The organism is Allobosea sp. BH3, from assembly GCF_025499465.1.
GTDB lineage: Bacteria > Pseudomonadota > Alphaproteobacteria > Rhizobiales > Beijerinckiaceae > Allobosea.
The window spans coordinates 344636-368454 of record NZ_JAIMCA010000004.1 but is presented as its reverse complement, the minus strand read 5'-3'; the positions used below and the strand labels follow the sequence as shown (position 1 = coordinate 368454).

Sequence of the window (23819 nt, the reverse complement as noted above, 5' to 3'; positions counted from 1 at the left end):
AAAATGCAAAGAGCGCCCCCGCTGCGCTTGTTGATCGGCGCCCCGGGCCGGTAGGTTGTATGCCGAGCCGCGGTGGGCTCGAAGGAGGCGAAGGATCGGATGGCGGCCGAGGCAGGAATGACGGGCGACCTCGTCAAGGTCGTGGCGCTGCTCGGCGCAGGGGTCGTCGCGGTCCCGATCTTCCGGAAACTCGGGCTCGGCTCCGTGCTCGGCTATTTCGGCGCGGGCATCCTCATCGGGCCTTTCGGGCTCGGGCTGTTCTCGACGCCGGAAGGCGTCCTGCACGTCGCCGAATTCGGCGTGGTGATGTTCCTCTTCGTGATCGGGCTCGAGATGCAGCCCTCGCGACTGTGGGGGCTCCGGCGTGCCATCTTCGGGCTCGGTGTCGCGCAAGTCCTGTTCTGCGGCTTCCTGCTGACGCTGCTGGGCATGGCCGGGGGGCTTGCGCCCACGGTCGCCTTCATCGCCGCGATGGGCTTCGTGCTGTCCTCGACGGCGGTGGTCATGCAGATGCTGAACGAGCGGGGCGAGACCTCGACGCCGCAGGGCCAGCAGGCGGTCTCGATCCTGCTGCTCGAGGACCTCGCCATCGTGCCCCTGCTCGCCATCGTCGCGCTGCTGTCGCCGCAGCCCGGCGGCGAGCAACAGGCCTGGGTCTCCTTCGCCATCGGTGCGGGCGCGCTGGGCGGGCTGATCGCCGCGGGGCGCTGGCTGCTGAATCCGATGTTCCGGGTGCTAGCCGCGGCAGAAGCCCGCGAGGTGATGACGGCGGCGGCGCTGCTCGTCGTGCTGGGCTCGGCGCTGGCGATGCAACTCGGCGGGCTCTCCATGGCGATGGGGGCCTTCCTGGCCGGCGTGCTGCTTTCGGAATCGACCTTTCGACACCAGCTGGAGGCGGATATCGAGCCTTTCCGTGGCGTCCTTCTCGGGCTCTTCTTCCTCGCCGTGGGCATGTCGCTCGACCTCGCGGTGGTCTCGCGCGAGTGGCAGCTGGTGCTGGTGGCGGTCATCGGCTTCATGGCGGTCAAGGCGCTCGGCATCTTCATCGTCGCCAAGCTGTTCGGCTCGAACTGGCGCCAGGCGATCACGCGCGTCGCGCTGTTCTCGCAGGGCGGCGAGTTCGCCTTTGTGCTCTATGCCGCGGCTGCGGCGGCCGGCATCTTCGATCCGCGCATCACCGCGATCGCCAGCGGCACCGTCATCATCTCCATGGCGCTGACGCCGCTGCTGGCGCTCGCACTCGATCGCTTCATGCCGGCAGCGAAGACCGACATGGACGGCATCGAGGTTGCCGAAGGGCTCAGCGGGCGGGCGCTCATCGTCGGCTTCGGCCGCTTCGGTCAGGTCGCCAGCCAGGCGCTGCTGGCGCGCGGCATCAGCGTCTCGATCATCGATTTTGACGTCGAGATGATCCGGGCCGCCTCGGCCTTTGGCTTCAAGCTCTATTATGGCGACGGCACGCGGCGCGACATCCTCCACGCGGCCGGCGCGGAGCGGGCCGAGGTGATCGTCATCTGCGTGGAGCGGCGCGATGTCACCGATGCGATCGTACGGCTGGCGCAGCATGAGTTCCCGCACGCCAAGCTGTTCGTGCGTGCCTATGATCGCGGCCACGCGCTCGATCTCGTTCGTGCCGGGGTCGACTACCAGATCCGCGAGACCCTCGAATCCGCGGTGGTTTTTGGCACGGAGCTGCTGAAGAGCCTCGGCGTGTCTCATGACGAGGCGAAGGAGATCGAGGAGGATGTGCGCCGCCGGGATGAGGAGCGGTTCACGCTGCAGCTCGCGGGCGACTTCCATGCGGGGGGGCACCTGCTCAGCCGCAATACGCCGACGCCGACACCGCTGACCAAGCCGAAGCGGCAGGGGCAGATGCCGGCCAACCTGCCGGACGATCTTGGCAGCGAGGCCTAGGCGCCTCGATCGCCGCGCGTCCTATCGGATGCAAAGTGGCGATCTAGCTCATTGTTTCAGCATCAGATTCTTCCGAAAAGTGGATTCCACTTTTCGGTCCGATGCTCTGGCTCAGTTCATCAGGCAGAAGCCGCCGACCACCATGTCACTGCGGCACCAGGGCTTCTGGGTGCCTTCATTGGCGGTGGTCAGGCGAAGCTGCGGGGGCTCTTCGCGCGCCATGGTGAAAGGCGGGAACGGCACCCGCTCGGGCTTGCCCGTTTCCCCGGCCTGAACGCGGCCGGCGCCTGCTGCGCCGGGAATGACGACCAGGGTGCTGCTTGTCTTGGTGGTGGCGGCGCTGTCGCTGCGCCCGCCGCGTGGACGGGCTTCCGCCTGGGCGGGCAGCAGCGCAGCGGCGGCGAAGAGGCAGGCGGCGGCAGCGATGCGGCGCATGGACGATCTCCCGTTTGCCGGCAGGATGATGCGATCGGCCGCTGCCGCAAAGCCAAGCTTCGAGTCAGCCTCAGCGGGACGTTAACGCGACCGTGGTGTCATCCCGGACAGGCCCCGAAAGACGGCGTGGTTCCGAGTGAAACCGTAGCGCCCTAGTGCCCGGGCAGCACGATCATCTTCGGCGTGGCCGGGAGCGTCGCCTTGCTCACCGTGATGACCGGCCGCTCGCGGCGCTCGACCGGCCAGAGCGCTTCCGTGCGGGCGAGGAAGCGGTTCAGCGTGCCGCCGCCGAAGAAGTGCATCGGGATCATGATGCGCGCCTGAAGCGACTTCAGCACCTGCAGCATGCCTTCCTGGTCGAGCGTATAGCTGCCGTCGACGGGGAAGAGCACGACATCGACCCGACCGAGCGCGCGCAGATGGCCGGGTTCCAGCGGGTGATGCAGATGGCCGAGATGGGCGATGCAGAGATCGCCGATCTCGAAGACGAACATCGAATTACCGTCGTAATCGGTGCCGCCGGCATAGTCGCGGATGTTGGTCGGCACGTTGCGGACGCGGATGTCGCCGAATGTAAGATCGTGCTTGGCCGCGCCCTGGCCGCTGGTGTCCCAGCCGGGCAGCACATGCCGGATGGCCGGATCGGGGCTGCGGGAGTTATGCGTCGAGTGCGCCTTGTTCATCGTGGCGATGTCGGGCGTCACCGGCGGGCGGACATAGTCGTTGTAATCGGTCGCGATCTTCACGCCGCCCGGCGTCTCGATCAGGAAGGTGGCATGGCCGACGAAGGTGAGGCGGACCTCGTCCTTCGCCAGGTTGGCGCGATGGAGCGGGAGCCTGAGGCTCGCCATCTCCGGCCGGCAGCCCGGCTCGTCGGTCTGGGCACTGGCCGGGGAGGGGCCGAGCGCGAGAGCCGCCAGAAGGAAGAGGCAGAGCCGAAGGATCGCCGCGCGGATCGTCGGTCGTGCCATCCCATCTCTCCCTGACATTTCGGCCCGGCCAGTCTGATGCATGGTCCGGGCCGAGAGGAAGGTGTCGGACGGGGCGATCCCGCGTTTGTGAAGGCTCACTCCTTGGCGAGGCCGAGGTCCTTGAGCACGGCGTTGCCGCGCTCGGTGAAGGTCTTCACATAGGCGGCGAACTCGCCGGGCTTGTCCCAGACGGGCGTAATGCCACGATCCGCCATTGCCTTGCGGACCTCGGGGCGCTGCATCGTGCGCTCGGCCGCTTCGAAGAGGATCTTGCGGCGGTCGGCCGGGATGCCCTTCGGGCCAGCGAGTGCAAACCAGTTCTCATAGGTCCAGTCGATGCCGGCTTCCTTGGCGCTCGGCACGTCGGGGAAGTTCGGGTGGCGCTCGTTGGTCATCAGCAGGATGGTCCGCACGCGACCGGCCTCGAGCATCGCCTTGGCCTCGATGGGCGAACCGGTGAAGACGCTCAAGCCGCCGGCGACGAGGTCGTTTAGTGCAGGCGCGCCGCCGTTGCTCGGCACCCATTTTACCGCGTCCGGCGCGATGCCAGCGGCCTTGAGCAGCCCGCCCGAAGCGATGTGCCAGGAGCCGCCGACGCCGGTGCCGGAGCCCAGGAAGGTGCCCTTCGGGCTGTCCTTCACCGCCTTCAGATAATCGGCGGGGGTCTTCAGCGGGCTGTCGGCCTTCACCGTCACGCCCGCAGGGATCAGCGAAAGGCGGGAGAAGGGATCGACGCTGTCGACCGTCAGTTCGCCCATGCCGAGCGTCTTGAAGAAGGAAATCTCAGGGCTGATGCCGCCGACGGTGTAGCCGTCCGCCTGTGCGGTCGCGATGGCGGTGTGGCCGGTGATACCGCCGCCGCCGGTGCGGTTGATGACATTGACCGGCTGCTTCAGTTCCGCCTCAAAGCCCGCCGCGAAGATGCGCATCACCGAGTCCATGCCGCCGCCGGCGGCCCAGGGCACGATGAGCTGGACCGGCCGGTCCGGGAAGGCCCAGGCCGTTCCGGAGGCGGCTGCCATCAGGGCCAGCGCGAGCGCGGCCTTTGCCAATCTCTTCATGGTGATCCTCCCAAGACCTTTGTTCAGATCGCTCTCGGGCGATCTTGTGGGAGGATGGTAATCGAACGGCGGCGAAAGGCAATAACTGTATGCTGCATGCAGAGTGCTTGATCGGGCTTGATCTTCGCCGGTGATCGAGACCTGTGATCACTCGTCCGGCGGCCGCAAATTGGTCATGGGCGGATGGAAAGCAGAGGTTTCCCGCATCGCGATCCCGAAGGAGTGCAGCGCGCTATGTCCGGCCTAACCATCTCCCGCCGTTCGGTTCTGGCGTTGGCTCCAGCACTGATCATCGGGCCTCGCCGGGCCTTGGCGCAGGTCGACGATCCGGGGGCAGTGCTCGCCGCCTATGCCGAGGAGGCCGCGCCGACGGCGCTGCTTGCGGTGCGCGCCGGGCAGCCGGTGTTCAGCCATGGCGATCCGGCGCGAAAGCTACCGGTAGCGTCCGTCCGCAAGAGCCTCATCGGCGCGCTCTACGGGATCGCGGTGGCGGAGCGGCGGATCGATCTGGCGGATACGCTGGAGAAGCTCGGGATCGACGATCTCGCGCCATCGCTGAGCCCGGCCGAAAGGCAGGCCACCGTGGCCGATCTATTGGCATCGCGCTCGGGCATCTACCATGTGGCGGCGCGCGAGACGGCCGATATGCGGACGCGGCGGCCGGAGCGCGGCAGTCATCCGCCCGGCAGCTTCTGGTTCTACAACAACTGGGATTTCAACGCGCTGGGTACGATCTACCGGCAGCGTACGGGCGAGGACATCTTCCAGAGCTTCGCAGAGCGCATTGCGAAGCCGATCGGCATGCGGGACTTTGTGCCGACCGATGGGCGCTATGCCCGCAGTCCCGCCTCCGAGCATGCGGCCTATGTCTTCAGCCTCAGCACGCGCGACATGCTGCGCTTCGGCGAGATGGTGCTGGGGCAGGGGCAATGGGAGGGCAGGCGGATCGTGCCGGCGGATTGGCTCGCGGAATCGCTGACGGCGCGCTCGCAGTCGGCCCGGCCGGGGCTGGGCTATGGCTATCTGTGGTGGACGCTGCCGGCCGAACGCTTCGGCGCAGGGGCCGGCTTCGCGGCGGGGCATGGCGGGCAGTTCATCGCGGTTCTGCCGCGTCAGCGCATGGTCGTCGCGCAGACGATCGCGAGGCCGCCCGAGGCCGGGGGCGGCACGACGCGGCGTTTCGTGCGGCTGCTGAACGGTCTTGCGGCCAGATAGCGCGCGCGGCTGTTGCGGGCGTCACGCGTCATCGCTACATAGCGGCCAGATTTCCCGACATCTCGTCGCAATGCCCCGAAAGCGGAGCCCGCTCGCCTCATGTCCCGCCAGTTCATCTACCATATGCGCGGCCTGTCGAAGACCTATCCGGGTGGCAAGCAGGTCCTCAACAACATCCACCTCTCCTTCTATCCGGACGCCAAGATCGGCGTGCTCGGCGTCAACGGCGCCGGCAAGTCGACGCTGCTCAAGATCATGGCCGGCATGGACAAGGAATGGACCGGCGAGGCCTGGGTCGCGGACGGTGCGCGCGTCGGCTATCTGCCGCAGGAGCCGAAGCTCGACGAGAGCCTGACCGTGCGTGAGAACGTCATGCTCGGCGTGGCGCCGCAGAAGGCGATCCTCGACCGCTACAACGAGCTCGCCATGAACTATTCGGACGAGACCGCCGACGAGATGACCAATCTCCAGGACGAGATCGAGGCCAAGGGGCTGTGGGACCTCGATTCCAAGGTCGACCAGGCGATGGACGCGCTGCGCTGCCCGCCGGACGACTGGGCGGTCGACAAGCTCTCGGGCGGTGAGCGCCGCCGTGTCGCCATGTGCAAGCTCTTGCTGGAGCAGCCGGAGCTGCTGCTGCTCGACGAGCCGACCAACCATCTGGACGCCGAGACCACCGCCTGGCTTGAAGGCCATCTGCGCACCTATCCGGGCGCGATCCTGATCGTGACCCACGATCGCTACTTCCTCGACAATGTCACGAGCTGGATCCTCGAGCTCGATCGCGGCCAGGGCATCCCCTATGAGGGCAACTACTCGGCCTGGTCGGTGCAGAAGCAGAAGCGGCTGGCGCAGGAAGGCCGCGAGGACGTCTCGCGCCAGAAGACGCTGGAGCGCGAATCGGAGTGGATGGCCGCTTCGCCGAAGGCCCGCCAGGCCAAGAGCAAGGCCCGCATCCAGCGCTATGACGAGCTGGTGCAGAAGGCCAACAACAAGGGGCCGGACACCGCCCAGATCATCATCCCGATCGCCGAGCGGCTGGGCAACAACGTCGTCGATTTCGAGGGGCTGTCGAAAGGCTTCCAGGACAAGCTGCTGATCGACGATCTCTCGTTCAAGCTGCCGCCGGGCGGCATCGTCGGCGTGATCGGCCCCAACGGCGCTGGCAAGACGACGCTGTTCAAGATGATCACCGGCGTCGAGAAGCCGGATGCCGGCACGATCAAGGTCGGCGAGAGCGTCCAGCTCGGCTATGTCGACCAGAGCCGCGATTCGCTCGACGACAAGAAGAACGTCTGGGAGGAGATCTCCGGCGGCAACGACATCATCTATCTCGGCAAGAAGGAGATAAACTCCCGTGCCTATTGCTCGGCCTTCAACTTCAAGGGCGGCGACCAGCAGAAGAAGGTCGGCTCGCTCTCGGGCGGCGAGCGCAACCGCGTCCACCTCGCCAAGATGCTGAAGAGCGGCGCCAACCTGCTGCTGCTCGACGAGCCGACCAACGACCTCGACGTCGACACGCTGCGGGCGCTTGAGGAAGCGCTCGAGGATTATGCCGGCTGCGCCGTCATCATCAGCCACGATCGCTGGTTCCTCGACCGCATCGCGACCCATATCCTCGCTTTCGAGGGTGACAGCCATGTCGAGTGGTTCGAGGGCAACTTCGCCGAGTACGAGGAGGACAAGAAGCGCCGCCTCGGCATCGACTCGACCATTCCGAAGCGCATCCAGTACAAGAAGTTCTCGCGCTGAGCTTCAGCTGCCGGAATTGAAAAGCCCCGCGGCACCTGGTGCCGCGGGGCTTTTCTTTGGAAGACGATCGCTGCGTCGCCAGTACCGTCAGCCCGTCATGCCGCGGCAGGCGCGGGGCTGGCGGTGGGGGCGGAAGCGGGAGCCGGGGATGCGTGTGCAGCGGCGGCGGGCGCCGGTGCGGGGGCGCTCTCGGCCTTTGGCGCGGATGCCGCAGCCGTCTGGGGAGCCGCCTGCTGTTCGACCGTCTTCGCAACCGGCGGCTCGGCCGCCTTTGGTGCGGGGGCCGGCCTGGCGGCTTCGGCAGCCTGTTCGGCCGCCTTGGCGTTGGCTGCCTTGGTATCGACCGCCTTTGCATCGGCAGCCTCGATCCGGGCGGCTTGCTCGGCTCTGGCGTCCTGCTGGGCCTCGTTCGCCGCGCGCTGGGCCTCGGTGGCGGCTTTGGCGGCCTCGGCGGCCTGCTTCAGCGAGGCGCTGAAGGTATCGACGCCGAGATCGCGAGGCAGGCCTGCGATGATCTCCCGCGCGTTCGGGTTCAACGCCAGCTCGTCGAAGGCTGCCCGGATGGCGGCGCGGAAGGCCGTGTCCGATCCGTAATTCTCCTGGTTGATGCCGAGCGCGCCCGCAACGCTTTCGATCACACGGAGCTTGATGGACGTCAGGCTTGTGTGCTCGGCATCGAACAAGGCCTCCGAAACGCGGGACCGCGCCTGGGTCGTCACCGGATCGAGTTTCGAGATCGGCTCGACGGGGCGAACGGCATCGGCGGTTTCGCTCGCCGCCGCGGCGCGGGGGGCGTTGGAAGCCGGCACAAGGATGGCCTGCTGCAACAGCAGCGAAGCGGCTCCCTGGACAGGCGTGACCGTAGACATGGCAGTCTCCGACAGCAATACTCGTGATGCATATCGATCACGATGACCTATGGATAAGTCACACCTTGTTCTAGGTGTATATTAGAGTCGATCTTTTTTCTGCGGTTGAATTAAGTTGATTTTGATCGACGCGGAATGATTTTAACCGTATTCGATCGACGAATTTTATTCAAAACGTGACGCCAGCTTCGGGAAGGCTCCGATGCGGTTTGCGCGCGGCGCTGCGGTAGACCGTCCGTGGGCTCTCAGGCCGCACAACGCCACGGTGATTTCGAGTTCGTTGCGAGCAGGTCGAGCGGAGGGCGATGCCCCTGTTCGCTCATGGCGCGCGGCCGTGGAGACGCGATCATTGAAGGCGTTTCTGACCCCGCGGCACTGGGTCGCGGGGCTTTTCCGCTGTGCCGGCGCACGCGCGGCATGCGTTGCGCGGGGTGGCTAAAGCGGCGCCATTCTGGTCAAAGATGCGCCGCTTTGACCGATCCCCTTAAGAGGGGCTTAAGGCGGAGCCCCTATGGGTGTCTCGCGGTTGCGGCATAGTAATGCTGTAGCTTTGACGAAATTTATGTGAGTCTTGACGCCCTGTTGTGGGCGTTGAGTGCTGTACTGCGAAGGTGTGTTATGAATAGCCGGCAAATTCAGGATATGGTTCAGGGCGTGAAGGACGGGCAGATGTCGCGCCGTTCTTTCATCCAGAGGCTGGCGGCAGTAGGAATTACCGCGCCGATCGCGAGCCAGATCCTCGCCTGGAACGATGTGGCGATGGCAAACGCCACGCTCGAGTACAAGCCGACCAAGGCCGGCGGCGGCGGCCCGCTGAAGATGCTGCTGTGGCAGGCCCCGACGTTGCTGAACCCGCATTTCGCCTCCGGCACCAAGGACCAGATCGCATCGCGCGTGTTCTACGAGCCGCTTGCCGGCTGGGACAAGGAAGGCAACCTGATCCCGCAGCTCGCCGCCGAGGTGCCCACTAAGGCCAATGGCGGCCTCTCGGAGGACGGCACGACCGTCACCTGGAAGCTGAAGCCGGGTGTGAAGTGGCATGACGGCAAGCCGTTCACCGCCGACGATGTCGTCTTCACCTGGGAATATGCCGCCGATCCGGCGACCGCCGCCTACACCTCGGGCGCTTACAAGGACATCAAGGTCGAGAAGGTCGATGACCTGACCGTCAAGGTTATCTTCGCCAAGCCGACGCCGTTCTGGGCGGATCCCTTCGTCGGCGTCGCCGGCATGGTGATCCCCAAGCATCTCTTCGCCGAGTTCAAGGGCGCCAAGTCGCGCGAGAACCCGGTCAACCTCAAGCCGGTCGGCACCGGCCCCTACAAGTTCGGTGACTTCAAGCCGGGTGACATCCTCACGGCCACCCGCAACGAGGCCTATCACGTCGCCAACCGGCCGCATTTCGACACCTTCGAGATCAAGGGCGGTGGTGACGCAGTTTCGGCGGCGCGCGCCGTGCTGCAGACCGGCGAATACGACTACGCCTGGGACACGCTGGTCGAGGACGAGGTCCTCAAGCGCATGGAGACCGGCGGCCGTGGCCGCATCAGCGCTGCTTCCGCCGGCGACATCGAGTTCATCACGCTGAACACGACCGATCCGTGGACCGAGGTCGACGGCGAGCGCTCGAGCATCAAGACTAAGCACCCGACGCTGTCGGATCCGGCCGTGCGCCAGGCGATCAACCTGCTGATCGACCGCGACTCGATCCAGAAGTTCATCTATGGCCGTGGCGGCGCCGCGACCGCGAGCTTCGTCAACGAGCCCAAGCAGTTCAAGTCGCAGAAGCTGGCATACGAGTTCAATATCGAGAAGGCGAACAAGATCCTCGACGACGCCGGCTGGAAGAAGGGCTCGGACGGCATCCGCGAGAAGGACGGCAAGAAGCTCAAATACGTCTACCAGACCTCGATCAACGCTCCGCGCCAGAAGGTCCAGGCCATCGTCAAGCAAGCCTGCGGCCGCGCCGGCATCGATATCGAGCTGAAGTCGGTCACGGCCTCGGTGTTCTTCTCGTCGGACGTCGCGAACCCCGACACCTACACCAAGCTCTACACCGACATCGAGATGTATACGACGACGCAGCCGCAGCCCGATCCGGAGCGCCTGCTCAACCAGTTCGTCTCCTGGGAGATCGCCAACAAGGAGAACAAGTGGCTCGGCCGCAACGTCTCCCGCTACACGGACCCAGCTGCCGATGAGGCCTACCGGGCTGCGCAGAAGGAACTCGACCCGGCCAAGCGCGCCGCGCTGCTGATCAAGGTCAACGAGATCTTCTGCGAGGCCAACGTCATCCTGCCGCTCCTGTCGCGCAAGAAGGTCGTCGCTGCGGCGAACAGCCTGTCGATCGACCATTCGGGCTGGGATGTGGACACCTGGAACCTCGCATCCTGGTATCGCGCCTGAGCGTGAGCTGCCCGCCTCGCGTCTGATCGCGAGGCGGGGTTCTCTTCTGAAATGCAGAAGGCCCGGCGGATGCGATCCGCCGGGCCTTCTTTTGTCTTGCTGCGCGGCCTGGCCGGAGCCGGTTACTTCGCGTCCTCGGCGAGGGTATGGGTAACGATGGCGTTGGCGTGCCCATGGCCCATGCCGTGCTCGGCCTTGAGGAACGCCACGAGCTCCATGTGCTTCGCGGGACAACGGGCGCGCACCAGAGCTTTCCATTCGGCGATCGGGCGGCCGTACTTCTTCTCGATGGAGGGGAAGTACGATGCGGGGCCCTTGATCTGCGGCTCGGTCATCTCAGGCTTCTTCCGCGGTGAAACTCAGACTGCAGTCAGCCGCTTGATCGCGCCTGCGCGGCCGCCGACGAGGATGCGCTCGTCGACATCCTTGATGTCGCGCAGGCCGCACAGCGCCATGGTGACGTCGAGTTCCTTGCGGATGATGTCGAGCGTGGCGGTGACACCCTGTTCGCCCATGGCGCCGAGCCCGTAGAGGAAGGCGCGGCCGATGAAGGTGCCTTTCGCTCCGAGGGCAACCGCTTTCAGCACGTCCTGCCCCGAGCGGATGCCGCCGTCGAACAGCACCTCGATGCGGCTGCCGACCTGGTCGACGATGCCCGGCAGGGCCTCGATCGAGGAGAGGGCGCCGTCGAGCTGTCGCCCACCATGGTTGGAGACGATCAGCGCGTCAGCGCCGCTCCTGGCGGCCATCTCGGCATCCTCGGGATCGAGGATGCCCTTCAGGATCAGCTTGCCGCCCCACTGGTCCTTGATCCACTTGATGTCGTCCCAGTTCAGCTGCGGGTCGAACTGGCTGGCGGTCCAGTTGGAGAGCGAGGACATGTCGGCGACACCGGTGACATGGCCGACGATGTTGCCGAAATGCCGGCGCGGCGTGTCCAGCATCTTCAGGCACCAGCGGGGCTTGAAGGCGAGGTTGATCAGGTTGGCGAGCGTCGGCTTCGGCGGAGCGGAGAGGCCGTTGCGGATGTCCTTGTGGCGCTGGCCAAGGACCTGCAGGTCAAGCGTCAGCACCAGAGCCGAGCAGCCTGCCTTCTTGGCGCGCTGGATCAGGCGGGAGATGAAGTCCCGGTCCTTCATCACATAGAGCTGGAACCAGAACGGTGCCTGGGTGTGGTTCGCCACGTCCTCGATCGAGCAGATGCTCATGGTCGAAAGCGTGAAAGGCACGCCGGCCCTGGCGGCGGCCTTGGCCGCGAGGATCTCGCCATCGGCGTGCTGCATGCCGGTCATCCCCGTCGGGGCGAGCGCGACGGGCATCGAGACCGGCTGGCCGATCATCTCCGAGGCCAGCGAGCGGTTCGTCATGTCGACGGCGACACGCTGGCGCAGCTTCACCTTGGCGAAGTCTGCCTCGTTGGCGCGATAGGTGCCCTCGGTCCAGGCGCCTGAATCGGCATAGTCGTAGAACATGCGCGGGACGCGGCGCTTCGCCAGAACACGCAGGTCTTCGATGGTCAGGGGCTGGGCCATGTCTCGTACTCGCCGCTCGTCTCGCCGTTTACGTCCGGTCGTTTCCTCAAGGGGCTGACTCGCATGACGAAAGGCGAGGCGCAACTGTCAGCGTGACGCGGCCGTCATTCCCGGGCAGTGAAGCTCAGGACACCGCCATGTAGCGGCCGGGCTTGTGGTTCATCGCCAGGATGGCGTTGATCACCAGCGTGCCGACCGCCGACATCGCCACCTTGTCGAGCGGCAGGACGAAGATCGCGGCGGCGAAGATCGCGGCGTCGACCGCAAGCTGGACCCAGCCGGCCCGTAGGCCATGCCGCTCCTGCAGATAGAGCGCGAGGATGTTGAGGCCGCCGATGGCGGTGCGGTGACGCGCCAGCGCGAGCAGGCCGAGCCCCATGGCGCAGCCGCCGGCGATCGCCGCATAGAGCGGAGAGATCGCCTCGATGCTGAGCCAGTTCGGCGTCGCCCAGACGAAGAACGAGATCAGGGCCACCGCTGCGACGGTGCGCAGCGTGAAGCCCCAGCCCATGCGGACCGCAGCCAGCCAGTAGAAGGGCAGGTTGAGCACGAAGAACAGGATGCTGAATTCCGTGCCGGTGGCGAATTGCAGCAGCAGGGCCAGCCCCGCTACCCCGCCGGTCAGCACTGTCGCCTTGGCAAAAAGCACGACGCCGATCGAGATCATCAGCGTGCCCAGCGGCAAAGCGAGGAGGTCCTCATAGAGGCGGTGCTTCTGCGGCATCGGTACGCTGGCGGTGTGTGACATGATGAGTTCAGACCCTAGGCCTGTATCGGCTGGCGGCATTCTGCGCCAGTGGCATGCAACGGTTGAGCCAGTCAGGCGTTCCTGTTCGGCTGCGCTGCCTTGCGTGGCGATAGGGAGATCGTCTCGCATGGCTCTGCGGCTCGTCGCTGCCTTCCTCCTGTTATGCCTGGCCACGGCCGCATCGGCTCAGCAGGCCGTCTCCTGGAAGACCGGGCGGGAGGCGCAAGGCATCGAGCGGCGGATCGACGCTCTGCTCCGGCGCATGACGCTGGAGGAGAAGGTCGGGCAGCTTCATCTCTCCGGGCGCGGCGAGGGCTTCGATGTCGAGCAGGTCCGCAGCGGCGCCATGGGTGCCGTGATGAACTTCGTCGTGCCGGCCGAGATCCTCGCCGTGCAGAAGGCGGTGCGCGAGAGCCGCCTCAGGATTCCGCTCATCATCGGGCTCGATGCCGTCCATGGTTTCTCGACCTATTTCCCGCTGCCGCTCGGCCAGGCTTCAAGCTGGAATCCGGAGCTGATCGAAAAGGCCGCCTATTGGACGGGGCGCGAGGCCTCCGCCGCCGGCGTCAACTGGACCTTCGCGCCGATGGTCGACATCTCCCGCGATCCGCGCTGGGGCCGGACGCTGGAGGGGGCGGGGGAGGACGCCTATCTGGGCTCCGTCGTCGCCGCGGCGCGCACCCGGGGCTATCAGCGCGGCGGCGTCGCGACCACCGCGAAGCACTTCGTCGGATATGGCGCGGTCGAGGGCGGGCGCGACTACAACACGGCCTGGATTCCGACGAGCCAGCTCTTCGACCTTCACTTGCCGCCTTTCAAGGCCTCGTTCGAGGCCGGTGCGATGACGGCGATGGCCGCCTTCAATACGCTGAACGGCGTGCCGGCCACGGCCCATCGCGGCATGCTCACGGATTTGCTGCGCGGGAAATGGGGATTCCGCGGCTTCGTCACCTCCGATTTCGGGTCGATCACGGAGCTCCGGCTGCACGGCATCGCCCGAGACGATGCGGAAGCCGCGCGCAAGGCGCTGCTCGCCGGCATCGACATGGACATGATGGGCGACGTCTACCACAACCACCTTGCCGCAGAGGTGCGGGCCGGCCGCGTGCCGGTGAAGGCCGTGGATGAGGCGGTCCGGCGTGTGCTGCGCGTCAAGTTCCATCTCGGCCTGTTCGACAGGCCCGATGTCGATCCCGCTGCCGCCCCGAAGCTGATGCAGACGGAGGCCGCTCGCGAGGTCGCGCTGCAGGCGGCGCGCGAGGGCGCGATCTTGCTCAAGAACGCCGACATCCTGCCGATCCGCGAGGGGGTGAAATCCGTTGCGGTGATCGGCGCCATGGCGGTGCCGGAGGACGAGCGTGTTTGGACCGACCCGGCCGGTCTCGGCCGGCGCGCCATCACGCCGCTGCCGGACGCGTTGCGCGAACGGCTGCCGAAGGATGTGAGCGTCACCTTCGAGCCGGCCTTGACCAAGAATTGCGGCACGGAGTTCGCCGACAGGGAGGCCGCCATTCGCGCCGCTGCCGCCAGCGACCTCGTCGTTGCCATGCTGGGCGAGGACTGCGAGTTCATGGGCGAGGCGGCGTCGCGCACGAAGCTTGGCCTGCCCGGCGTGCAGCAGGAACTGCTGGAGGCGCTCGTCGCTACGGGCAAGCCCGTCGTGTTGGTGCTGGCGACCGGGAGGCCGCTGGTGCTCGGCTGGGCGAGCGAGCATGTCTCCGCGATCCTGCAGACCTTCCATGGCGGCACGGAGGGGAGGGCGGCGATCGCCGACATTCTGACCGGGCGCTACAACCCTTCCGGCCGGCTGCCGATGAGCTTTCCGCGCTCTGTTGGGCAGATCCCGGTCTATTACGGCGGGCTGCCGACCGGGCGGCCGGCGAGGCCGGGCGAGCGCTATTCGTCGGTCTACATGGACGAGCGGAACGAGCCGCTCTACCCCTTCGGCCACGGGTTGTCCTATAGCCGCTTCACCTACTCCAGCCCGCGTGTCTCAGCTGCTTCGATGCCGCTGAACGGGGCTGTCGATGTTTCGGTCGATGTCGGCAATTCCGGACCGCGGGACGGGCAGGAGGTGGTGCAGCTCTATATCCGCCAGCCCGTCGCAGGCCGGTCCCGGCCATTGCGAGAGCTGAAGAGTTTCTCCAAAGTGACGTTACGGAATGGCGAAACGAAAACCGTTCGCTTCAGGCTCGCCGCGGCCGCGATGGGAGCTCATGACGATAGGGGAGCTTATGTCGTCGAGCCCGGGCAGTTCGAGATATATCTCGGGGGTTCTTCCCGGGCGGCAGTAATGGTCAAGGTCAGCCTGGCCAAACCTTGATTAGGCCGTTGCGCAGAGTCCGATGTTTGATCTCGACAAGGAACGATTTTCGTACAATTCTTCTAATGTGCGCGGCCTGTGCGCTCCGAGGGCTTGTCCAGCGGAGCGGCTTCGAAGGGTGTGGCTATGGCGACTGGGACCGTGAAGTGGTTCAACACTGAGAAAGGTTACGGCTTCATTCAACCGGCGGAAGGCGGCAAGGACGTATTCGTTCATATAACTGCCGTAAAGGAAGCCGGTATGATGACGCTGACGGAAGGGCAGAAGATTTCTTTCGAGATGAAGACCGAGCGCGGAAAGACTGCTGCGGGCGATCTGAAACTGATCTGAGATCTCTTTCTCTGTGGCTGGGGATCGCTTGCCAGATGCGGCAGGCCCTTGAGAGAACTGCGCCGGCGGCTGGGGTCGCCGGCGCTTCCGTTTCCGGAGACGACCGACAGGTGGCGCACCGAAAGCCCCGTCAGGCGTGGGCCTGCGGGGTTTCGGGCTTCAAGCGTATCCGAGGGGATGCGCGGAGCCTTGCAGCGTTCGCAGTCGACGGCTGCGTGCCGATTGTCGATGTCGATGTCGATGTCGATGTCGAACAGCGACGACCTTCGCGCCGTTCGGCTCCGCGCACGGGTATCTGGGGGTTCCGCTTCGTCGTCGAAGTCCGGCGAGGACGGGCCTGCCTGTTCGGCCCTGACGAAGTCGGCACCTCCGCACCTGAAGGGCCCGCAACGGCCCGGGCGCGAAACCCGCAATCCCATCCGGCCGCACGATGCCTCGCGACAGCCCCCTCGGTCGGATGGAACGGGCAGAGGATAGGGCGGGATTGGCGGGTGGGGATAAGTTTGATGAAAGACCCGCGACGCCTCTTTCCTTCTCCCAGAGGAGAAGGTGGCGCGGAGCCCCGGATGAGGGACCCCGCGCTGCCCGAGCCTGCTTTGGCGACGCCGTCCTCTTCGCCGTACGATAATCCGCTTGCGCGAACGCGACGTTCGACATAAACATATCTTTATATGTCTTTCCTTGTGCGGGCTGTGTGAGAGCGTGCGGCAACCGACGACCTTCTCCTCCGAGGTGCTTCTCGCGTCCTTAAGGGCCGCGGGCGAGGAGACGCGGCTGCGCATTCTCGCGCTGCTCGCGGAGGGCGAGCTTTCGGTCTCGGACCTCACCGACATTCTCGGCCAGTCGCAGCCGCGCATCTCCCGCCATCTCAAGCTGCTTGCCGAGGCCGGGCTCGTCCGGCGCTCGCGCGAGGGGGCATGGGCCTTCTTCAGGCTCGACGAAACCGGGCCGGGCGGGGCCTTTGCCGCTTCGCTGGCAGCCTGGCTCGACCTCAAGGACCCGGTGCTGGCTGCCGACCGGGAGCGGCTCGCGGCCGTGCGCGCTGTCCGCGCGGAAGCCGCGCAGAGCTATTTCGCCAGCGTGGCGCGCGATTGGGACCGGCTGCGCGGGCTGCATGTGCCGGACCATGCCGTCGAGGCCGCTGTCGAGGCGGCGGTGGGCGAGGGCACGAACGGCGCGATGCTCGATCTCGGCACCGGCACGGGCCGGATGCTGGAGCGGATCTCGCCCCGGTTCGGCCGTGCCGTCGGTGTCGACGCCAACCATGCGATGCTGGCGGTGGCGCGAGCCAATCTGGAGCAGGCCGGGCTCTCGCGCGTCGAGCTCAGGCAAGGCGACATCTATGCGCTGCCCTTCGCGCGTGGCTCCTTCGATCTCGTCGTGGTGCATCAGGTGCTGCACTTCCTCGACGATCCCGGCCGTGCGGTGCGCGAGGCGGCAGCGATGCTGGCGCCGGGCGGACGGCTGATCGTCGTCGATTTTGCGCCTCACGACATGGAATTCCTGCGCACCGAGCATGCGCATCGCCGGCTCGGTTTCTCGCGCCAGCAGATCGCCGGCTGGTTTGCGGAAGCGGGGCTTTCCTGCGATCTCGCTCAGGAAGTCACTTTCGCCGATGGCGGCTCCGGCCAGCTCCCCGTCATGCTCTGGCGGGGCCGCGACCGCCGTATCCAGGCCGATCCGCCGGTCCGTTCGATCAATCTCGAGGTTGCGTGATGAATGCTTTCCGCCCCAGCCGGCACGGCACGCGCCGCCCGCGCGTCTCCTTCGAGTTCTTCCCGCCGAAATCGGAGGAGATGGAGGTCGCCCTGTGGGAGTCGGTGCGCCGGCTCGAGCCGCTCTCGCCCGCCTTCGTCTCCGTGACCTACGGCGCCGGTGGCTCGACGCGCGAGCGTACCCACGCAACGGTCAAGCGCATGGTCGACGAGACCGGGCTGAAGCCGGCCGCGCATCTCACCTGCGTCTCGGCCTCGAAGGCCGAGGTGGACGAGGTGATCCGCTCCTATTGGGATGCCGGCGTTCGCCATGTCGTGGCGCTGCGCGGCGACCCGGCCGGCGGGCTCGGCACGGTCTACGAGCCGCATGCGGACGGCTATCACCAGACCTCGGACCTCGTCGCGGGCCTGAGGCGCATCGGCGATTTCGAAGTGACGGTCTCGGCCTATCCGGAGAAGCATCCGGAAGCCGCTTCGCTCGATGCCGATATCGACGCTCTGCAGAAGAAGGTGGATGCCGGCGCGACGCGGGCGATCACCCAGTTCTTCTTCGATAACGACGTCTATTTCCGCTATCTCGACAAGGTCCGGGCGCGGGGCATCGAGATCCCGATCCTGCCGGGCATCGTGCCTGTCCAGAACTTCAAGCAGACCGCGAATTTCGCCCGCAAGACCGGTGCGAGCGTGCCGCAATGGCTGGCCGACCGCTTCGAGGGGCTGGAGGACGACGCGGCGACGCGCCGGCTGGTCGCCGCCGCCGTCTGCGCCGAGCAGGTGCTGGACCTGATCGACCGCGGCGTCTCTGACCTGCATTTCTACACGATGAATAAAGCCGATCTGGTCTATGCGATCTGCCATCTCGTCGGCCTGAAGCCCGAGAAGCCTGCAGCGCAGGCCGTGGCTGCGGAGTGAACTGATGTCCGATTACAAGCCTGCACCCGTCGACGGCGCTGAGATCGAGCGCTCCCTGCGCGAAGCCGCGCAGCAGCGCATCCTCGTGCTCGATGGCGCGATGGGCACGCAGATCCAGGAGCTCAAGCTCTCGGAGGCGGATTTCCGCGGCGAGCGCTTCAAGGGCTTCAATCACGATCTCAAGGGCAACAACGACATCATCGCGCTGACCCAGCCCGAGGCGCTGCGCGACATCCATCTCGCCTATTTCCGGGCGGGCGCCGACATCGTCGAGACCAACACCTTTTCCGGCACCTCGATCGCCCAGGCCGATTACGGCATGGAGGATATTGTCTACGAGTTGAACGTCGAGTGCTCACGGCTTGCCCGCGAGGCGGCCGTGATTGCGCAGAAGGAGGACGGCCGCCGCCGCTATGTCGCCGGCGCCATCGGCCCGACCAACCGCACGCTCTCGATTTCCCCGGACGTCAACAATCCCGGCTTCCGCGCGGTGACCTTCGATCAGGTCCGCGACGCCTATGCCGAGCAGGTGCGGGGGCTGATCGACGGTGGCTCCGAGCTGCTGCTGATCGAGACGATCTTCGACACGCTCAACGCGAAGGCGGCGATCGTCGCCATCGAGCAGGTCTATCGCGAGAAGGGCATCCGCCTGCCGGTGATGATCTCCGGCACGATCACCGACCTCTCGGGCCGCACGCTCTCCGGCCAGACGACGGAAGCGTTCTGGAACGCGGTTCGCCATGCCGCGCCGCTGACCATCGGGCTCAACTGCGCGCTCGGCGCGCGCGAGATGCGGGCGCATATCAAGGACCTGTCGCGTGTCGCCGACACGCTGATCTGCGCCTATCCGAACGCCGGGCTGCCGAACGAGTTCGGCCTCTATGACGAGCGGCCGGAGGCGACGGCAGAGATGATCGCCGAATTCGCCGATGCCGGCTTTGTCAACGTCGTCGGCGGCTGCTGTGGCACCACGCCCGGCCATATCCAGGCGATCGCGCAGGCCGTCGCCGGCAAGTCGCCGCGCAAGCCCCCGGAGGTGAAGCCCTATCTGAGGCTCGCGGGGCTGGAACCCTTCACGCTCGACGAGACGATCCCGTTCGTGAATATCGGCGAACGCACGAACGTCACCGGCTCGGCCAAGTTCCGCAAGCTCATCACCAACGGCGACTATGCGGCGGCGTTGGACGTGGCGCGCGACCAGGTCGCGAACGGCGCGCAGGTCATCGACATCAACATGGATGAAGGCCTGCTCGATTCCGAGAAGGCGATGACCGAATTCTGCAACCTGATCGCCTCCGAGCCCGATATCTCGCGCGTGCCGATCATGGTGGACTCCTCCAAGTTCCCGGTGATCGAGGCGGGCCTGAAGACGATCCAGGGCAAGCCGATCGTCAACTCGATCTCGATGAAGGAAGGCGAGGAAGCCTTTCTCGAGCAGGCGCGCATCTGCCGGCAATATGGCGCGGCCGTCGTCGTAATGGCCTTCGACGAGGTCGGCCAGGCCGACACCTTCCAGCGCAAGATCGAGATCTGCACGCGGGCCTACAAGCTGCTGACGGAGAAGCTCAACTTCCCGCCGGAGGACATCATCTTCGACCCGAACGTCTTCGCGGTGGCGACGGGCATCGAGGAGCACGACAACTACGGTAACGACTTCATCGACGCGACCAAGGCGATCCGCGAGAGCCTGCCGCACGCCCATATCTCGGGCGGCGTCTCGAACCTGTCCTTCTCGTTCCGCGGCAACGAGAAGGTCCGCGAGGCGATGCACTCGGTCTTCCTGTACCACGCCATCAAGGTCGGCATGGATATGGGCATCGTCAATGCGGGCCAGCTCGGCTCCTATGACGATCTCGACCCGGAGCTGCGTGAGCTCTGCGAGGATGTCGTGCTCAACCGCCGCAAGGATTCGACCGAGCGGCTGCTGGAGGCGGCGCCCCGCTTCAAGGGCGACGGTTCCGTCGCCACATCCGGCAAGGATCTCGCCTGGCGCGAGCTTCCGGTCGAGAAGCGGCTGGAGCATGCTCTCGTCGCCGGCATCACCGAATTCATCGATGTCGACACGGAAGAGGCGCGGCAGAAGGCCGAGAAGCCGCTGCACGTCATCGAAGGCCCGCTGATGTCCGGCATGAATGTGGTCGGTGACCTGTTCGGCGCGGGCAAGATGTTCCTGCCGCAGGTGGTGAAGTCCGCCCGCGTGATGAAGCAGGCCGTGGCCTATCTCATGCCCTATATGGAGGAGGAGAAGCGCCTCAACGGCGGTTCCGGGCGTTCCGCCGCCGGCAAGGTGCTGATGGCGACGGTGAAGGGCGATGTCCACGACATCGGCAAGAACATCGTCGGCGTCGTGCTCCAGTGTAACAACTACGAGGTGATCGACCTCGGCGTGATGGTGCCGACGCAGAAGATCCTCGACACGGCACGCAAGGAAAACGTCGATATCATCGGGCTGTCCGGCCTCATCACCCCCTCGCTCGACGAGATGGTGACGGTCGCCTCCGAGATGGAGCGCGAGGGCTTCGACATCCCGCTGCTGATCGGTGGCGCGACGACGAGCCGCGTTCATACGGCGGTGAAGATCCACCCGGCCTATGAGAAGGGCCAGGCGGTGCATGTGAACGACGCCTCGCGCGCCGTCGGCGTCGTCTCCAGCCTGCTCTCGGCCGAGCAGAAGCCTGCTTACGTCGCCGGCGTGCAGGCCGAATATGCCAAGGTCGCCGACGCCCATCGCCGCTCCGAGGCCGACAAGCAGCGCCTGCCGATCGCGAAGGCCCGCGCCAATGCCTTCAAGCCGGATTGGGCCAGCTACGCGCCGCCGAAGCCCAGCTTCCTCGGCACGCGCACCTTCCGGACCTACGACATTGCCGATCTCGTGCCGGTGATCGACTGGACACCCTTCTTCCAGACCTGGGAGCTGAAGGGGCGCTTCCCGGCCATCCTTCAGGACGAGAAGCAGGGCGAGGCGGCCCGTGCGCTGTGGGACGATGCGCAGGCGATGTTGAAGCGCATCGTCGATGAGCGCTGGTTCAACCCCAAGGCGGTGATCGGCTTCTGGCCCGCCAATCAGGTCGGCGACGACGTCCGCCTCTATACCGGCGAGAGCCGGCAGGAGCAGCTTGCGACCTTCCATGGCCTGCGCCAGCAGCTCAGCAAGCGCGACGGCAAGCCGAACATGTGCCTGTCGGACTTCGTCGCGCCCGAGGGCTCGTCGCCTGACTATATCGGCGCCTTCGTCGTTACGGCGGGCGCGGAGGAGGAGCGCATCTCCGAGAAGTTCGCGCGCGACAACGACGATTATCGCTCGATCATGGTCAAGGCGCTGGCGGACCGCTTCGCGGAAGCCTTCGCCGAGCGGATGCACCAGCTCGTGCGCACGCAGTTCTGGGGCTATGCGCCCGACGAGAACCTGACGAACGATCAGTTGGTCCGCGAGGAGTATCACGGCATCCGCCCGGCACCGGGTTATCCGGCCCAGCCCGACCACACCGAGAAGGCGACGCTGTTCAAGTTGCTGGAAGCGGAGCGGCGCGTCGGCGTGAAGCTGACGGAGAGCTACGCGATGTGGCCGGGCTCCTCGGTCTCCGGGCTCTATTTCTCGCATCCGGACGCCTATTACTTCGGCGTCGCCAAGGTCGAGCGCGACCAGGTCGAGGACTATGCCGCGCGCAAGGGCATGAGCATCGAGGAGGTCGAGCGCTGGCTCGCGCCGATCCTCAACTACGACACGGCGGCCTACCGGCTGCAGGCGGCGGAGTAGCGAGCTCCGCCCGAGCGGCACGCCAGTGGCGTGCTGCTCGGAAGGCTTGCGGCTGCAGATTATACAAGCGTGTCTTGTTGAATTATCCGGTCGGCTCGTTTAACCGCGGATCAGGCCGGGGTGACCGGCGGCGACAGGACGAGCAAGGCGGTCATGGCCGACGACAACGACGAATACGTCTATGACGAAGCGACGGGCGAGTGGCGCCCGGCTTCGGAGGTTGCGGCTGCGGCCGCCGCGGCATCGCAGGTCGAGGTCAAGGATGCGGCCGGAAATCTGCTCGCCGATGGCGATTCCGTCGTCCTCATCAAGGACCTGAAGGTCAAGGGCGCCGGCCAGACCCTCAAGCAGGGCACGGTGATCCGCTCGATCCGCCTCACCGGCGACCCCGAGGAGATCGATTGTCGCCATGACACGATCAAGGGCCTGGTGCTGCGCACCGAATTCGTGCGCAAGCGCTGATGAACGCGCTGGAAGCTCACCCGGCCCTCATTCGCCCGGCGCGGGCAGAGGATCAGCCGCGCATCACTGCGATCCGCATGGGCGTGCGCGAGAACCAGCTCTCCGACCCGTCGAAGGTCACGCAGGCCGAGGTCGACTGGTATCGCGAGCAGGCGATCTTTTTCGTTGCCGAATGCGACGGGGAGGTGGTGGGCTTCAGCTGCGCCAATCATCAGACGGCGCTGATCTGGGCGCTGTTCATCGATCCGGCGCATGAGGGGCACGGCCATGGCCGTGCGCTACTGGATGCGGCGCTGGCCGGGCTGAAGGCCGCCGGCCATTCGCAGGCCTGGCTGACCACGGGCAGCGGCACGCGGGCCGAGCGCTTCTATCGCCGCCACGGCTGGCGCGACATGGGCAGGGGCCTGGACGGTTCGATCATCTTCATACGGACGCTGGACTAGGCTTCAGGCCGGCGCGGAACTGCCGGCGAAGCGCGGCCTCGCGATGGGACCATCGAAGATGTTCACGCAGTTGCCACCGGCCGTGCCCGCAACGAGCAGCGCGGCCTCCGCCTCGGCAAGGAGCTCCTGAGGAGCACGGCAGCGCTCGGGCGTACCCAGTGAGGCGCCGATGGAGAGGGTGAAATCCAACACGAGGGCTCCGTGCGGGACGGGGCGGCAAAGGAGCGGGCGCATGCCGTTCAGAGCCGCCTGCAGATGACGCCGGTCGCCGGGCATGCGCAGCAGCACGGTGAAGCTTCCCTCGCCGGCCTTCTCGATCGAGAGGGAGTCTGGGAAGACGCGCTTCAGCCGCTCGGCAAGGCAGCGCTCCAGGACGCCGCCGGAAACCTTGCCGAAGCGGTCGAGAAGCGGGCCGAAGCCATCGATCGAGAAGATCACGAGGGCGATGCGCGCCGAGGCGGCGTCGTGACCGGGTTGCACATGGCGCAACGCATCGCCGAGGCCGGAACGGGCGGTGACGCTCGTGAGGGGCTCGCCCCGCGCGCGGGCGGAGAGGCCCGTCCATAATTCCTTCTCGGCCGTGATATCTTGCTTGGAGCCGAAAATGCGGAACGGCCGGCCGTTCTGGTGGCCGACGCCGACGACGAGGCGCATCCAGCGCTTCTCCCCGGCGGCCGTCACGATCCGGCAATCGAGCGCGAAGCCCCGGCCCTCGCGGATGGCGCTGGCGCGCAGGCGCTCCATCTCGCGGCGCGAGCTCTCTTCATAGAGGTCCAGGGTTGAGCTGCGGTAAATCTCGCTGCCGCGGCGCAGGCCAAAGAGATCGTAGACGCCGTCGGTCCAGGTCAGTGCGTTGTTGGCAAGGTTGCATTCCCAGGCGCCGATCGCGCCGGGCTGGACGGCTCCGTCCAGAAACGTTGCGGCGGGGGCTGGTCGCAGGCTGTTCAAGGTGCTTCTCCCGGCTGCCCTGTCGA

General features: G+C 66.2%; 19 protein-coding genes. 11 read left to right on the top strand and 8 right to left on the bottom strand.

Going from position 1 to position 23819, the window contains the following annotated elements:
* The first annotated feature begins 99 nt into the window (after positions 1–99).
* Positions 100–1914 (top strand): monovalent cation:proton antiporter-2 (CPA2) family protein, encoded by a 1815-nt coding sequence (locus BoBH3_RS14595; RefSeq protein ID WP_262331538.1) that lies wholly within the window; start codon positions 100–102, stop codon positions 1912–1914.
* Between the two features lie 111 nt (positions 1915–2025).
* Here the strand turns inward: BoBH3_RS14595 and BoBH3_RS14590 are convergent, their stop codons facing one another.
* The 3 genes from BoBH3_RS14590 to BoBH3_RS14580 form a co-directional block, all read right to left on the bottom strand.
* Positions 2026–2349, bottom strand: coding sequence for a hypothetical protein (locus BoBH3_RS14590; RefSeq protein ID WP_262331537.1), 324 nt, complete (start codon positions 2347–2349; stop codon positions 2026–2028).
* Positions 2350–2501: 152 nt separating this feature from the next.
* Complete coding sequence (locus BoBH3_RS14585; protein ID WP_262331536.1) at positions 2502–3320, bottom strand: MBL fold metallo-hydrolase; 819 nt, start codon at positions 3318–3320, stop codon at positions 2502–2504.
* 95 nt (positions 3321–3415) lie between these two features.
* Complete coding sequence (locus BoBH3_RS14580) at positions 3416–4381, bottom strand: tripartite tricarboxylate transporter substrate binding protein (RefSeq protein ID WP_262331535.1); 966 nt, start codon at positions 4379–4381, stop codon at positions 3416–3418.
* Between the two features lie 234 nt (positions 4382–4615).
* Between BoBH3_RS14580 and BoBH3_RS14575 the strand changes: the two genes are divergently transcribed.
* Positions 4616–5596 carry a serine hydrolase domain-containing protein gene (locus tag BoBH3_RS14575; protein WP_262331534.1) on the top strand — a complete coding sequence of 327 codons (981 nt, stop codon included), beginning with the start codon at positions 4616–4618 and terminating at the stop codon, positions 5594–5596.
* A gap of 99 nt (positions 5597–5695) precedes the next feature.
* Positions 5696–7348 (top strand): energy-dependent translational throttle protein EttA, encoded by a 1653-nt coding sequence (gene ettA / locus BoBH3_RS14570; protein ID WP_262331533.1) that lies wholly within the window; start codon positions 5696–5698, stop codon positions 7346–7348.
* Positions 7349–7443: 95 nt separating this feature from the next.
* Here the strand turns inward: ettA and BoBH3_RS14565 are convergent, their stop codons facing one another.
* The gene (locus BoBH3_RS14565; RefSeq protein WP_262331532.1) at positions 7444–8217 is read right to left on the bottom strand and encodes a hypothetical protein; all 774 of its coding nucleotides are present in this window, start codon (positions 8215–8217) and stop codon (positions 7444–7446) included.
* 618 nt (positions 8218–8835) lie between these two features.
* Between BoBH3_RS14565 and BoBH3_RS14560 the strand changes: the two genes are divergently transcribed.
* A complete protein-coding gene (locus tag BoBH3_RS14560; RefSeq protein WP_262331531.1) occupies positions 8836–10623 on the top strand; it encodes a peptide ABC transporter substrate-binding protein in 1788 nt (595 codons plus the stop codon).
* A gap of 122 nt (positions 10624–10745) precedes the next feature.
* On the opposite strand, the gene BoBH3_RS14555 is transcribed toward BoBH3_RS14560, so the two are convergent.
* The 3 genes from BoBH3_RS14555 to BoBH3_RS14545 form a co-directional block, all read right to left on the bottom strand.
* The gene (locus BoBH3_RS14555; RefSeq protein WP_262331530.1) at positions 10746–10958 is read right to left on the bottom strand and encodes a DUF4287 domain-containing protein; all 213 of its coding nucleotides are present in this window, start codon (positions 10956–10958) and stop codon (positions 10746–10748) included.
* Positions 10959–10982: 24 nt separating this feature from the next.
* On the bottom strand, positions 10983–12155 hold the full coding sequence (locus tag BoBH3_RS14550) for an alpha-hydroxy acid oxidase (RefSeq protein WP_262331529.1): 1173 nt from the start codon (positions 12153–12155) through the stop codon (positions 10983–10985).
* Positions 12156–12279: 124 nt separating this feature from the next.
* Positions 12280–12903, bottom strand: coding sequence for a YitT family protein (locus tag BoBH3_RS14545; RefSeq protein ID WP_262331528.1), 624 nt, complete (start codon positions 12901–12903; stop codon positions 12280–12282).
* 127 nt (positions 12904–13030) lie between these two features.
* Here BoBH3_RS14545 and BoBH3_RS14540 point away from each other — a divergent pair, with 127 nt between their 5' ends.
* From BoBH3_RS14540 to BoBH3_RS14510, 7 genes are all read left to right on the top strand, one after another.
* Positions 13031–15226 (top strand): glycoside hydrolase family 3 N-terminal domain-containing protein, encoded by a 2196-nt coding sequence (locus BoBH3_RS14540; protein WP_262331527.1) that lies wholly within the window; start codon positions 13031–13033, stop codon positions 15224–15226.
* A gap of 126 nt (positions 15227–15352) precedes the next feature.
* Positions 15353–15556 carry a cold-shock protein gene (locus BoBH3_RS14535; RefSeq protein WP_262331526.1) on the top strand — a complete coding sequence of 68 codons (204 nt, stop codon included), beginning with the start codon at positions 15353–15355 and terminating at the stop codon, positions 15554–15556.
* 702 nt (positions 15557–16258) lie between these two features.
* Positions 16259–17272, top strand: a complete 1014-nt coding sequence (locus BoBH3_RS14530) for an ArsR/SmtB family transcription factor (protein ID WP_262331525.1) — start codon at positions 16259–16261, stop codon at positions 17270–17272.
* Complete coding sequence (metF, locus tag BoBH3_RS14525; protein WP_262331524.1) at positions 17272–18183, top strand: methylenetetrahydrofolate reductase [NAD(P)H]; 912 nt, start codon at positions 17272–17274, stop codon at positions 18181–18183. Before BoBH3_RS14530 ends, metF begins: the two co-directional genes overlap by 1 nt.
* Before the next feature lie 4 nt (positions 18184–18187).
* Positions 18188–21940, top strand: a complete 3753-nt coding sequence (gene metH, locus BoBH3_RS14520) for a methionine synthase (RefSeq protein WP_262331523.1) — start codon at positions 18188–18190, stop codon at positions 21938–21940.
* Between the two features lie 153 nt (positions 21941–22093).
* Positions 22094–22402 carry an alkylphosphonate utilization protein gene (locus tag BoBH3_RS14515; RefSeq protein WP_262331522.1) on the top strand — a complete coding sequence of 103 codons (309 nt, stop codon included), beginning with the start codon at positions 22094–22096 and terminating at the stop codon, positions 22400–22402.
* The gene (locus BoBH3_RS14510; protein WP_262331521.1) at positions 22402–22845 is read left to right on the top strand and encodes a GNAT family N-acetyltransferase; all 444 of its coding nucleotides are present in this window, start codon (positions 22402–22404) and stop codon (positions 22843–22845) included. Before BoBH3_RS14515 ends, BoBH3_RS14510 begins: the two co-directional genes overlap by 1 nt.
* Positions 22846–22848: 3 nt before the next feature.
* Here the strand turns inward: BoBH3_RS14510 and BoBH3_RS14505 are convergent, their stop codons facing one another.
* A complete protein-coding gene (locus BoBH3_RS14505; protein WP_262331520.1) occupies positions 22849–23793 on the bottom strand; it encodes a diguanylate cyclase domain-containing protein in 945 nt (314 codons plus the stop codon).
* Between the last annotated feature and the right edge of the window lie 26 nt (positions 23794–23819).